The sequence below is a fragment of the Qipengyuania benthica genome (assembly GCF_030717865.1).
Lineage (GTDB): Bacteria > Pseudomonadota > Alphaproteobacteria > Sphingomonadales > Sphingomonadaceae > Qipengyuania > Qipengyuania benthica.
This window is the reverse complement of sequence record NZ_JAVAIL010000002.1, coordinates 276,232-288,202: the sequence shown is the minus strand read 5'-3', so window position 1 is coordinate 288,202 and position 11,971 is coordinate 276,232. Positions and strand designations below refer to the sequence as shown.

Sequence of the window (11,971 nt, the reverse complement as noted above, 5' to 3'; positions counted from 1 at the left end):
AGGATTTGTTGGGCGGATGGGGGATCACCGCGCTGGCTTACTATGATCATGGCGTTGCTGGCTAGGCGATCGAGGGGACGCCCGGGTCGAGACCGGGATCTGCCGCACCGCCCGGTCACAACGCCGGCCTCAACGCCGCTGGAAACGAAGCGCTTTCCTTGCTCGCAAATCACTCCTCGGTGACGAGATGGACCGTCCGCGTCGGGAAGGCGATCGACAGGCCCGCCTCCTCCAGTCGCGCGAATATCTCGAGCATCAGCTCCTGCCGGATGAAGCGGCTCTCTGCGAAGTCGATCACCGTGATATAGGCGAACACCTCGATATCCAGCGAACTCGCCCCGAAATCCGCAAAGCGCGCGCGCAGGCCGTCGTTCTCGACCAGCTCGTGATCGATCAGGACCTGCTCGATGATCTCGACCCCCTCGCGCAGCTTGGCCGAAGAGATGCCGTATTCCACCCCGATCGTCGGATTGAACAGGAACCGGTCGCGCTTGGCGTAATTCTCGATCTCGCGCGAGGAGAAGTCGCCATTGGGGATGGTGACGAGGGTGCGCTCGAGCGTGCGGACCCGGGTCGAGCGCATGCCGACATCCTCCACCGTTCCGATCACTTCGCCCACGCGGCAGAAATCGCCGACCTCGACCGGCTTGTCGGCGATCACCGTCACGCTGCCGACGAGGTTCTCGACCGTCTTCTGGGCGCCCAGCGCCAGCGCCAGTCCGCCGATGCCGAGCGCAGCGACGCCGGCGGTCACATCGAAACCGAAAGTGTCCAGAATGGCGACGAATGCGATCGCGAGCAGCGCCAGCTTTGCCGCGCGCCGCGCCAGGGCGACGATCGACGCGCCCTGCCGCCTTTGCTGCCGCTCCATCCTGTTGGTGGCCAGATGCGCGATCGCATCGACCAGTCGCAGCGCGAACCACGCGAGCGCGATCCAGGCGACGATCCCGATATAGCGCAGCAAGGTCTGCCGGGCGACGATCGAAGCCTCGACGCTGCCGGCCCACAGATTGAAGCCCACGACCGCCAAAAACAGGCTGAGCGGCGGCAAGGCGGCGCGAACCAGGCGATAGGCTGTGCTCTCTTCCGTGTCCGCAACGGCAGCCCGCATCAGCGCGAGGATTGCCGCCGAGAGCACCCACAGCAGGAGAAAGCTGCCCGCCGCGATGCCGAGCAGCAGCAACCAGTCTGCAAGCGGTGCGCCAGCAATGATCGGCGTTGCCTCGGCGTCGGCAGCAGGGAGGTCTTCGGCTGCCGGCATCAGCGTATCGATCGCCTCGAGCGTATCTTCAGAAACGCGCCAGATTTCCTGACCCTCGGGACCTTCGCTGCGTTCCAGCAGGATCGGTGCGTCCGCATCGCCGGGGAGGGTGCCCACCCGCTCGCTCGCAGGGGGCAGGCCGTCGTCGAGGCGCCCGGTGGCGTCGTTGGAGAGCACGCTGAAAGGCAGCAGACTACCCCCGCTGTCCAACGCGGCCTGCAACTGGCGCGCCTGCTCGGCGGCCTGCTCGAGACTGGCGGAATCGTCGGGACCAGCGGAGGAGAGATATTGCGCCGCGCGGGTGTAATCGGCCTCGGCGAGCGCCCGGATGAGCCCGGTGACTGCGGAGCGCGGCGTCTCGCGACCGAACAGATCGGCGGGCGTCGTCTCTTCCACTTCTGGTTGCTGGACGAGCTGGGCCGACGCAGGCATCGCCAGCGCGATCAGTGCCAGCCACGCCAGGGCCCGGATTATCGTCATAGATCCCAAAACTGCATTCTTCCGACCATTCCCGCCTGCGGCCCGCTGATACCAGCCCAGCCGCGATTGTGAAGCGTTGAAGCCGGATTGCCTCGGTCGGCAGGGCCATTCGCCGCCTCGCTGCAGCGATGGGTGCTCGCGATCACCCCTGATCGGGTGGGCGCGCTCGCATCTTCAGGAACGACGTTTCTGCAGCCATCCCAGCAGACCCGTGCCCAGACCGAGCAGTGCGACCGCGGAGAGGGCCGGGTGCCGGCGCAGCTTCGAATAGACGCTCGTTTCGCGCATCCATTCGCTCTGTTCGCCATAGATATCGCCTTCGCCGCCCGAACGATGGAAGCCCCCGTCGCGCGCGCGTTTGGGATTGTCCTTGTCGAGAGCCAGCTTGAAGAATGCCGATGAGAAGACCCGATCGGCGAGCCCGGGTGCGAGATTGGCAAGCAGGGTCATCGACCGCCCCGCGCCGCCCACGATCTTGTCGCGGGTCGGGTGCTGGGCGGCGCGGCAGATCGCCTCGGCGACCAGATCGGGCGAGTAGACCGGCGGCGGTACCATCGCGCGGCCCTCCATCTGGTTGAGCGCGTGTTCGCCGAAGGGCGTGTTGATCCCGCTGGGTTGGATCAGCGTCACCGAAACCGGCGCGTTCTCGTGCATCAGCTCGAGCCGGAGCGAGTCGATATAGCCTTTCACCGCATATTTGCTGGCGGTGTAGGACGAGAGAACCGGGGCGGGCATCTGCGAGGAGATCGAGCCGGTGGTGATCAGCGCTCCGCCGTGCCGCTTGAGGTGCGGAAGCGCCTCGGTCGCGCAGTGGACGACGCCCCAGTAATTGGTCTCGAACACCCGGCGGTGATCCTCGTCGCTCAAATCCTCGAGCTTGGTATAGACCGCGACGCCGGCATTGCTGACCCAGGTGTCGAAACGACCGTGCCTTTCGAGCACCGCTTCGACCACGCCGCGAACCTGGTCGCGCGATCCGACATCGGCGCACAGATAGTCGCATTTGCCGCCAGCGGAGCGGATCCGGTCGGCGGCGGATTTGAGGCCGTCCTCGCCGCGCGCGACGATCACCACCGTCGCACCCTCGCGCGCCGCCATTAGCGCGGTGGCAAGGCCGATCCCGGAGGATCCGCCGGTTATGACCACGACCTGCTCGTTCAGAGGTTTGAGATTCATTTTTCGTGTTCCAACAGCCTAGGGGGGACCCAAGGTCAAACCACCCCCTGCTGCATCGTTCCCCCGACGGTGCCGTCGCGGCTAGCCTGGAGGGCCGATGGATCCGTCGTTGAGGATCCAGATGCCGGCGATGAGCGCCAGGCCGCCGACGATGATCGACCAGCTCATCCAGCGGATGTTGGGGGTTTCGGGCCGATCGATCTCGTGACTGGAAAGCCGCGAGAAGCTGCTGCGAGCGCGCCTCTCCGCGGTGAAGGCGATCGTCATTCCCAGCACGATGAACAGCGAGGCGATCGCTTGCGCCAGCCAGGGTGGCTCGAATTCGCCGAACACGACGTGAAAGGCGATGCCCACGCCGATGGCGGCGAAGCCGGTGCGCAGCCAGCCGGCGAAGGTCCGCTCGGTCGCCTGGATCGTGCGGTCTTCGGCCAGGTCGGTGCGGAACTCGGCCCATTCCGTGCTCTTGTCGGAATCGTCCCGGTCGTCGTCGTCGTTGTCGTCTTGCGCCATGGGTTCAGAATAGCCTCATTGCCGCTCGGTGCAATTGCGCGAGGTCCGATCCCGAACACGGCACAACCTCAAATCACCGCCAGCTGCCGATTGGTCAGCGTTCCGCCATATTGCCGCTGCAACCGGACCTTGCGTTCGAGATCGTCCAGGATCGCGCCGCTGAAATCGACCCCGCTGAGATCCTCCATGAAGTTGATCCCGCCGGGCGTATCGACGTTGAGCTCCATCATCTTGTCGCCCGCGATGTCCAGTCCGGTCAGATACATCCCGTCGTCGATCAGCTTGGGGCCGACGATCTCGGCGATCCGCAGAGCGGTCTCGTCCGGTTCCACCATCTCCACGCCCCCGCCTGCGGAGATGTTCGAGCGATGATCCTCGGTCTGGCTGAAGCGGTGCATGCAGGCGTAGGTATCGGCCACCTTGAGCGGGCGTCCGTTCAGCGTGAGCATACGCAGATCGCCCTCGGCGGCGGCGGGCAGATATTCCTGGACGATGGCATAGCCGTCGCGGATCACCGCCTCGACGATCTGATTGAGGTTCTGGCGATTGCCTTCGTCGATCAGGAACACGCCCTGACCGCCCGAACCCTGCAACGGTTTGATGACGCCCTTGCCCCCATGCGCATCCAGAAAGCGGCTGATCTGGTCAGGCTCGCGCGTGATGCTGGTCGCCGGTCGGACCGATCCGGGGAAGCCCTGGAAATAGGTCTTGTTGACGGCGTCGGTCAGTTGGCTGGGATCGTTCAGCACGATCGTGCGATCCAACGAGGCGAGCTGCGCGAACAGCAGTCCCGAGGACGGCGCCCAATTGCGCGTCGTCAGCTCCGCCGCCGGGTCGCTGCGCAGCATCAGGATATCATATGCGGACAGATTGATACGCGTCCGCTCCATCTCCGGATCCTGCAAATGCGCGAGATAGGCGGTGTCGTCTGCGAACTCGGCGATCTTGCTCATGGTCGCCATCGCGCAGATGCCGTCCTGCCAGTCGTAGATGAAATCGCCGAGCCCGATCAGCGCCACCTCGTGACCGCGCGCCACCGCTTTGCGGGCCAGGCGGATCGTCGTGTAATTGTCCTGTTCGGTCGCGACCTCGTTTACGACGAAGGCAATCTTGATGGTGGTGTCGTTGCTCTTGCCCGAAGAATTGCCCGTAGACTTGCCAGGGGACTTGCCCGGGGACTTGCTCTTCGGTTTCGCCTTTTGTTTGGATTCGGTCATGCTGGGGTGCTTTCCTGATAGAATTGCGCGAGCGGCACCTGGCGCGCCTTCGCGAGCCGGTCGAGCGCGGCAGGGTCGTCGAGGTAGGAGGGCAAGACTTCGGGCCGGTGCAAAATGCCGTCCTCGATCAGCGTCTCCAGACTGTGGAGATGCTTGAGCGCGAATTTGCCCAGAAAAAGGATCTCGAAATCGCCGCCCTCGCGCAGATAGGCCAGCAGTTCCGCCAGGCCTTTGAGATAGAGCGCGTCCTTGGTCAGCCCGCCGCCGCGCTTGGCGCGCAAGGCGGTGTCGAACGCGGTTTCGGAATCGATGCTATGTTGATCGACCAGGCACGCGTAGATTTCGGGCCCCGCCCGTTCCTCCACCGCCATATGCGCGGCGACCACGCGCGCAGCCAGGGTGCGCAATCTCTGCGCCGGAAGATAACCGGCCAGATACTCGGCCAGCACCGCGACTCCTTCCTGAAGCTCGTCGTAATCGGCGAGCCCCCCGGCGAGAGTGTGAAGGGGCTGTCTGCGACCATTGTACCGCGTGATGGCGTGGGTGCCGATCTCATGCTGGATCAGCGGATCGACCCGCGAATGCGAGGTGCGAAAATCATGCGCGACGTGAAAATCGCCGTGCGACACATAGAGCGACGTTCCCGGGGTCGGATCGACCACGACCTCGCACTCGAAGTGGGGGTAACGCGCACGGTATTTCGCCACCTCGTTGCGCGCCGCCGCACAGATCTCGGCAGCGCCCGCGTCGTCGGGATCGGGCTCGGCCGGCGGCACCTCGGCGAGCAGGCTTCGTGCGTCTTGCAGCAAGCGGTCGCCAACATGTCCGAACAGGTCGATGCTGGCGAGAATGAAGCCGTCCTTGTCGCGCATCCGCACCAGTTCGATCTGCTGATCGATCTCGCGCTGCTTCTCCAGCAGCAGGGCGCGGAGCAGATCGTTTTCGACCTCGCGGACCGGCAGGGCGAAGAGATCGCGGCGTAGCACGGGCGCATCGTTCTCCAGCCCCTCGCTGAAGCGACTGTCGGGCATGTGGCGATAGTTCGAGCTGCGGAAACCGTCCCAGATCTCGGCGATATTGACGGGCGTGAGGCGCTCGAGCCAATCCACCTCCTCGTCCATCCGGGCGAGCGCCCGATCGACCGCGATCGCCGCGGAACACAGTCCCGGCGCCCCCTGGTGGCCTTGTTCGTCGGACGTTTCTCTCATTTCGCACCCGCCGATTGCGCCAGCCATCTGCGGGCGTTGGCGACTCCGGCGAGAAACCCTTCCCGCAGGTCCTGCAAGGCGAGAATATCGGCGGTGCGCCCCCACTCGTCCATGAAGATCTTCTTGTATTCCAGGGTGATCACACAGGCCGCATCGCCATAGGTAGCGTGGAGCCATTCGGGGAAATTGCCGCCGTCTTCCCAACGCACGTTCACGCGGACGTCGGGCGATTTGCCTCCGACCGGGCGCGAACGCAGCCCCTGCGCGAACTCTTCGAGCAATCCGCCATAGATCGTCTTGTCGAGCGTGGTGGCCCCGAGATCGATATCCGGGCTCTCGGCCTGCGGATCGGCGGGCGCTTCGGCGCCGTTGCGACGATGGTTGTAGCTGTGGATGTCGAGCACGAGGATCTGCCCGTATTCGGCAATCATGGCCTCCACCCGCTCGCTCATCAGCGCATAGAACCGGCGATGCAGTTCGAGCGAAGCATCCATCTCTTCCTGGGGAAGATCCTGGTCCCATATCTGCAATCCCCAGGTGTCGGCGGGATCCACCGTCACGGCTTTGGCTGCGGGGCGATTGAGATCGAATTCGAAGCGCGAGCGATTGGCACGAAAGATCGTATCCCCCGCGGGGAGAAAGAAGTCGGTCAGCGGGTCCTCTTCGCGTAGCCGCCCCTGATCGTCGAGCTTCAGCCAGCGTCGCAGCGAATCGCGAATGGTGTGGCCGGCATGGATGGCGGTCGCCATCACCGGACCGGGCTGGACGAGAAGGTCCCACGGTTCGGTGCGATAGGTGGGGAGGGTCGTTGGGTTCGTAAGGCTTTGCTGCATGGCTTGCTAACGAGAGGATAGCGGTGCCGTTCCTCCGCAGGCCTCGACAGACGCAGCGAAGCTGCCGCTGCGGGCAGCAGGCTTTCGGAACAACGCCCTGATTTCCCGGTTCGTCCATCAGGAACGTTCGTAGCAAGTGCGTTCGTGAGCGGCGGAGGTTTGAGCCTTGCTCCAGGCTCCAACTCCGCCTGACGTTTAGATCAATCAGTGAACCTCGAGGTGAACACCAATGACAGATGCAGCCCCTGAAGAGAAAAAAGGCTACAAGTGGATCTGGGCAGCGCTGCTCGTGCTACTCGCATTCGCCCTGGTGGTGGTCTTCTGGGACCCGGCAGGCGATCCGGAGGATTCGGCGATCACCCAAACGACGCCCGATGTCCAGATCATGGAGCCGGCGGATATCCCGACGACCGAAGTCGAGGACATGCGCAACCCGGGCGACGATCGGATGGTCACGCGGATCGAAGACGAGACTGCCGCGGAAGCCGCCACTCCGGCAGACCAGACGCCCCCGACCGGCGATATCACCGACGTCGTGGAATAAGCGCCTGTAGGCGTGCGTTCGACCACCGATGCCGCCGGGCGCTGCTGGTGGGGACGCCAGCAATCCCCGCGCCCGGAATAGCGGCACCAAAGGAAAGGGGGCGCAAAGTCGCCCTTGCGCCCCCCTTTTCAGCGGCTCTTGGAATTCAAGGGCTGACGGCTGCGTCGTCGTCGTCGTCGAACGCCTCGATAAGGATGAGGACACCGGCGATTGCGACACCCAGAGCGATCGCTCCGACGATGAGCCCGCCATTGTCACCGCCCAATTCGCTCTCTTCAGCGATAGGAGCCGAAAAACGCTCGGCAGCGGCAACCGGCGCGGCGATCATCGCAGCGACGGCGGTAGCACTCAAGGCAAGTACACTTTTCTTCATAGTGGAACTCCACGAAATTGCATTCAACATCACGGCTCATACTCGTGGCGACTCGCACCACTCGCCCCGCGTCCAAGGTCTTCGGGGCTTGCAAGGACTGTAGCACGACAAGAGAATGGCGAAACCGTATTCCTGCGACAAGGCGGTCCCTCTGGAGCAAAAGCTACAGTTTTCGCAGCAGCTTGCGCTTCGCCTGACCGAAGCCGACTGCGCACGCACATCCCGGCAGCGGCTACGCGGATCTATCCGCCCCGGCCCAATTGCTGATTGATGGGAAAAAATGGTGGACGCACTTGGGCTCGAACCAAGGACCCGCTGATTAAGAGTCAGCTGCTCTACCAACTGAGCTATGCGTCCACATGCCGGATTTTCATCGGCACCCCGACTCGGGGAGGCGCTCATATAGCGGGCATTTTCAGGATGGGAAGGGCCAATTGCGCCTCGGCCCGGGATCCAGACGGCTGGTTGTCGGCGGGGGTCGCCAGAAGAGGTTGCCGACGGCCAGCATTCCCTTTCCCTGGGATCGAGGATTTCCTGCCGGGCAGGGCCCGATTTGGCGCTAGCGGGTCAGTCCGGAACTTCCCTGGCGGCTGTTCCAGCGGTTCACCATCATCAGCGAGCCGATGCAGATCAGATTGGTCAGCATCGAGGAACCCCCGTGGCTCATGAAGGGGAGGGGGATGCCCACCACCGGTGCGAGCCCCATCACCATCATCAGATTGACCGCGACGTAGAAGAAGATCGTGGCGGCCATGCCAGCCGCGAGCAGCTTGCCGAAGCGGTCCTTCGAGCGCCGCGCGACGAGCAAACCCCAGCGCAGGATCAGCGCGAAGCAGACGATCACCACCAGCCCGCCGATGAAGCCCCATTCCTCCGCCATGGTGGCAAAGACGAAATCGGTGTGCGGCTCGGGAAGATACTGCAGATGGCTTTGCGAGCCTTCGTTGAATCCCTTGCCGGTCAGCCCGCCCGAGCCGATCGCGATCTTGGACTGGATGATGTGATAGCCCGCACCCAGCGGATCGCTGGCGGGGTCGAGCAGGGTCGTCACCCGGCGTTGCTGATAGGGCTTCAGCCCGAAAAAGAACGCCAGCGGCGCCAGCACAGCGCCCGCAGCGCCGACGATGGCGAACCAGCGGATCGGCAGCCCGGCGAGAAACATCACAATCCCGCCGCCGAACAGGATGGCGAGCGAGGTCCCCAGATCCGGCTGCACCAGCACCAGCGCAACGGGAAGCCCGACCAGCACCGAAGCCGGAATGAGTGCACGCCAGGTGGCGACCATTCCGACCGGGAGATCGCTGTAGAACCGCGCCAGCGCCAGCACGATCGCCGGCTTCATCAGCTCCGACGGTTGCAATTGCATGAAACCCAGGTTGAGCCACCGTTGGCTGCCCCCGTTGATCTGGCCCATCGCCTCGACCAGCACCAGCAGCAGCAGGATGATCACATAAACCGGATAGGCGGCGAATTTGGCCAGCGCTGGCGAGAACAGCGTCATGACGATCGCCATCACCAGGAACACTCCGAAGCGGACCAGATGCGGCGCGGCATAGGGCTGCCACCCACCGCCCGCCGCCGAATAAAGGACCAGCGCGCCGAAGCCGATCAGAATGAAGAGCGGGAACAGCATCGCCCAGGGCTGGCGCGCGACCGGAGTCGGGACAATGCTCATGGCTGCGGCGCGGGGGAGGGCGGCGTGACCGGGGCGGGCTCTGGCAGGACCGCGTCGACAGTCGGCACCGCTGTTTCGACTCCCGTACCGGGCTGCGGCATCCGCGGGGCGGCGCGCGGGTCGGCTTCGGGTCGCGGCACGATCACGCGATCCGCGATCTGTTCCGACTGGCGACTGGCCACCCGCGCCTCGGCCTCGACCTGATCGAAAATCTCCTCGCTGCGCGAGGGGGCTGGCGGAACGGTTTCTCCCGCCGCCGCAGCATAGGCAGCGTATTTCTTGATCAGCCGCTCCTGTGCGGTGCCGCCCCATTGCTCTTCCAGCGCGGACAGAGCTTCCATGCCCTTCGCCGGATCGAACATATAGGTCATGATGTCGCGTGCGATCGGATAGGCCGCGCCCGAACCGCCACCATGCTCGATCACCACCGCCCCGGCATAGCGCGGGTTGTCGAACGGGGCGAAGAAGATGAACAAGCCGTGGTCGCGATATTTCCACGGCCCGGTACGGCCGTCGGAATTGCTGAGGCTGACGACCTGCGCGGTGCCGGTCTTGCCCGCCATCTTGACGGTTTCGATCGGCAGGCGGGCGCGCCCGGCGGTCCCGGGGCCATTGACGACATCGCTCATCGCCTGGCGGACGTAGCGGACATGCTCGTCCGAAAAATTCACTTCGTCGAAGCCCTTGATCGGAGTCTTGCGATTGAGCCTTGGTTCGACGTGATTGCCGGTGGCGATCCGTGCCGACATCACCGCCAGCTGGAGCGGGTTCGCCAGCATGTAGCCTTGGCCGATCGTGGCGTTGACCGTATCGTAGGCCTGCCATTCGCGCTCGTATTTCTTCAGCTTCCAGGCCGGATCGGGGACTGTGCCATAGAACTGGCTGGTAACGGGGAGCTCGAATTCCTGCCCCATCCCGCAGCGCCGCGCCATCACCGCGATCGGGTCCATCCCGGTGCGCTGGGCCATTGCGTAGAAATAGACGTCGCACGACTGGTAGATCCCTGCCGCCATATCGACCATGCCGTGGCCGCCGCGTTTCCAGCAGCGGAACACCCGGTTGCCGACGCGCAGACCGCCGGTGCAAAGGACCCGCTCCGAGGGATCGATGCCCTGCTCGAGCAGCGCCATCGAGACCATCGGCTTGACCGTCGAACCCGGCGGATAAAGCCCCTTGAGCACCTTGTTGCGCAGTGGGACGCGCTCGTCCTCGCGCAGCATCGAATATTCCACGCTGCCGATGCCGGCGGAAAAGCTGTTGGGATCGTAGCTGGGCATGGAGGACATGCACAGGATGTCGCCGGTGCGACAATCCATGACCACCGCAGAGCCCGATTCCAGCCCGATCCGACGGGCGGCATAATCCTGAAGCGGGCCGTCGATGGTCAGATGGATCGGAGCGCCCTGGACATCCTCGCGCGTCTCCAGCTCCTTGATGATCCGCCCCGACGCGGTCACCTCCACGCGGCGCGCTCCGGGCACGCCGCGCAGATTCTGCTCGAACTGCTGCTCGAGCGCATCCTTGCCGATCTTGAAGCCCGGCGTGATCAGCAGCGGATCGCCCTCTTCCTTGTATTCTTCGGCATTGGCCGGGCCGACATAGCCGAGCAGATGCCCCACGCTGGGCCCGGTGGGGTAGAAGCGCGAGTAGCCGCGCTGGGGAACCACGCCGGGCAGATCGGGAAGCCGCACGCTGACCGCCGCGAAATCCTCGTAATCCAGACCCGTCGCCACCTCGACCGGCTGGAAGGAGGCGGCTTCGTCGACCTTTTTGCTGATATCGGCCAGAGTAGCGGCATCGAGGTCGAGTATCTTGCCCAGCGCCGCCAGAGTTGCCTTCGGATTCACAAGCTGATCGGGGATAACGTCGACGCGGAAATCGGCCTTGTTGGAGGCCAGCGGTGCGCCGTTGCGATCGAGGATCCACCCCCGCCGGGGCGGAATCAGCGACAGATTGACCCGGTTGCTCTCCGATTCGAGCTCGTATTTCTCGTTTTCGGCGATGGCGATATAGGCCATCCGTCCGGCGAGCAGGATCCCGATACCGCCCATGCCCGCGCCGATGACGAAGCTGCGGCGGGAGAAGGCCTGATCCAGCGTGGTGCTGCTGACGTGGTCGCGTTTGCCTTTACCCAGCTTCATCCTACCACCCGCCAGCGGGTCAGCCGCATCTGATCGAGCCGGGCGACGAGGCGCGCGAAGAGAGGGAATACGAGAATGGACAACACGAGTTGGGGCCCCAGTGCGATGAGCGCGGCAAGCGTCGGCTCGCCGCCCGAAATGAGCATGGCGAGGGGGACATAGACCAGCAGGATTAAACCCGCCGTGAACCAGTCCTGCGCGAAGCTGCGCCAGGGGAACCGAGTCTCGATCAGCTCGATCGCGATCATCGCGAGCGACCACAGCAGCATCGCGCTGCCGAGCGGCTGGCCGCTGAACAGATCGTCGAACAGGCCGAGCGGGGCACCCGCCCAGACGGGCAGCAGCCCAGGACGGACCAAGCGCCAGGCGAGCAGCATCAGAAAGCCGAGCGGCGGCACGATCGGCAGCGCCGAGGCGATGAAGAACAGCGGCGCAAGCGAGGCGATCAGGATCGACAGATAGGGGACCACCGTCGCGACCACGGTCGAGTGCGAGCGGTTGATGCGTCGCCCGTAGGCGTCGCTGCGGGACTTCGGGGCGAAGCGGTCCACGC

The 11,971-nt window shown here is 64.4% G+C and carries 11 protein-coding genes and 1 tRNA gene; 1 reads left to right on the top strand and 11 read right to left on the bottom strand.

All coding sequences use genetic code 11. The features are described from left to right. Window positions 1-169: 169 nt before the first annotated feature. From Q9K01_RS06685 to Q9K01_RS06660, 6 genes are all read right to left on the bottom strand, one after another. Window positions 170-1,741 carry a mechanosensitive ion channel family protein gene (locus Q9K01_RS06685; protein WP_305929441.1) on the bottom strand — a complete coding sequence of 524 codons (1,572 nt, stop codon included), beginning with the start codon at window positions 1,739-1,741 and terminating at the stop codon, window positions 170-172. A 174-nt stretch (window positions 1,742-1,915) separates the two neighbouring features. Further along, window positions 1,916-2,917, bottom strand: coding sequence for an SDR family oxidoreductase (locus Q9K01_RS06680; protein ID WP_305929440.1), 1,002 nt, complete (start codon window positions 2,915-2,917; stop codon window positions 1,916-1,918). A gap of 81 nt (window positions 2,918-2,998) precedes the next feature. Further along, the gene (locus Q9K01_RS06675; RefSeq protein ID WP_305929439.1) at window positions 2,999-3,427 is read right to left on the bottom strand and encodes a YidH family protein; all 429 of its coding nucleotides are present in this window, start codon (window positions 3,425-3,427) and stop codon (window positions 2,999-3,001) included. A 68-nt stretch (window positions 3,428-3,495) separates the two neighbouring features. Then, the gene (locus Q9K01_RS06670; RefSeq protein ID WP_305929438.1) at window positions 3,496-4,644 is read right to left on the bottom strand and encodes an ATP-grasp domain-containing protein; all 1,149 of its coding nucleotides are present in this window, start codon (window positions 4,642-4,644) and stop codon (window positions 3,496-3,498) included. After that, window positions 4,641-5,852 carry a tyrosine/phenylalanine carboxypeptidase domain-containing protein gene (locus tag Q9K01_RS06665; RefSeq protein WP_305929437.1) on the bottom strand — a complete coding sequence of 404 codons (1,212 nt, stop codon included), beginning with the start codon at window positions 5,850-5,852 and terminating at the stop codon, window positions 4,641-4,643. The genes Q9K01_RS06670 and Q9K01_RS06665 overlap by 4 nt, the downstream gene beginning before the upstream one ends. Beyond that, the gene (locus Q9K01_RS06660) at window positions 5,849-6,685 is read right to left on the bottom strand and encodes an N-formylglutamate amidohydrolase (protein WP_305929436.1); all 837 of its coding nucleotides are present in this window, start codon (window positions 6,683-6,685) and stop codon (window positions 5,849-5,851) included. The genes Q9K01_RS06665 and Q9K01_RS06660 overlap by 4 nt, the downstream gene beginning before the upstream one ends. Window positions 6,686-6,914: 229 nt before the next feature. On the opposite strand from Q9K01_RS06660, the gene Q9K01_RS06655 reads away from it, so the two are divergent. Next, complete coding sequence (locus Q9K01_RS06655; protein ID WP_305929435.1) at window positions 6,915-7,229, top strand: hypothetical protein; 315 nt, start codon at window positions 6,915-6,917, stop codon at window positions 7,227-7,229. 145 nt (window positions 7,230-7,374) lie between these two features. On the opposite strand, the gene Q9K01_RS06650 is transcribed toward Q9K01_RS06655, so the two are convergent. The 5 genes from Q9K01_RS06650 to mreD all read right to left on the bottom strand — a co-directional run bounded on the left by Q9K01_RS06650 (window position 7,375) and on the right by mreD (window position 11,969). Continuing rightward, entirely contained in the window at window positions 7,375-7,635 is a 261-nt protein-coding gene (locus Q9K01_RS06650) for a hypothetical protein (RefSeq protein ID WP_305929434.1), read from the bottom strand. Window positions 7,636-7,883: 248 nt separating this feature from the next. Then, window positions 7,884-7,959: transfer RNA gene (locus Q9K01_RS06645), tRNA-Lys, on the bottom strand. 202 nt (window positions 7,960-8,161) lie between these two features. Further along, complete coding sequence (gene rodA / locus Q9K01_RS06640) at window positions 8,162-9,277, bottom strand: rod shape-determining protein RodA (protein ID WP_305929433.1); 1,116 nt, start codon at window positions 9,275-9,277, stop codon at window positions 8,162-8,164. After that, window positions 9,274-11,418: a penicillin-binding protein 2 gene (gene mrdA, locus Q9K01_RS06635; RefSeq protein WP_305929432.1), complete on the bottom strand. Its 2,145-nt coding sequence runs from the start codon at window positions 11,416-11,418 to the stop codon at window positions 9,274-9,276. Before mrdA ends, rodA begins: the two co-directional genes overlap by 4 nt. Continuing rightward, on the bottom strand, window positions 11,415-11,969 hold the full coding sequence (mreD, locus tag Q9K01_RS06630) for a rod shape-determining protein MreD (RefSeq protein ID WP_305929431.1): 555 nt from the start codon (window positions 11,967-11,969) through the stop codon (window positions 11,415-11,417). The genes mrdA and mreD overlap by 4 nt, the downstream gene beginning before the upstream one ends. Window positions 11,970-11,971: the final 2 nt, after the last annotated feature.

Excerpts from the sequence above, each read along its gene's own strand:
- Q9K01_RS06685 (WP_305929441.1), bottom strand. The coding sequence starts at position 1,741 with ATGACGATAATCCGGGCCCTGGCGTGGCTGGCACTGATCGCGCTGGCG.
- Q9K01_RS06680 (WP_305929440.1), bottom strand. The coding sequence starts at position 2,917 with ATGAATCTCAAACCTCTGAACGAGCAGGTCGTGGTCATAACCGGCGGA.
- Q9K01_RS06675 (WP_305929439.1), bottom strand. The coding sequence starts at position 3,427 with ATGGCGCAAGACGACAACGACGACGACGACCGGGACGATTCCGACAAG.
- Q9K01_RS06670 (WP_305929438.1), bottom strand. The coding sequence starts at position 4,644 with ATGACCGAATCCAAACAAAAGGCGAAACCGAAGAGCAAGTCCCCGGGC.
- Q9K01_RS06665 (WP_305929437.1), bottom strand. The coding sequence starts at position 5,852 with ATGAGAGAAACGTCCGACGAACAAGGCCACCAGGGGGCGCCGGGACTG.
- Q9K01_RS06660 (WP_305929436.1), bottom strand. The coding sequence starts at position 6,685 with ATGCAGCAAAGCCTTACGAACCCAACGACCCTCCCCACCTATCGCACC.
- Q9K01_RS06655 (WP_305929435.1), top strand. The coding sequence starts at position 6,915 with ATGACAGATGCAGCCCCTGAAGAGAAAAAAGGCTACAAGTGGATCTGG.
- rodA (WP_305929433.1), bottom strand. The coding sequence starts at position 9,277 with ATGAGCATTGTCCCGACTCCGGTCGCGCGCCAGCCCTGGGCGATGCTG.
- mrdA (WP_305929432.1), bottom strand. The coding sequence starts at position 11,418 with ATGAAGCTGGGTAAAGGCAAACGCGACCACGTCAGCAGCACCACGCTG.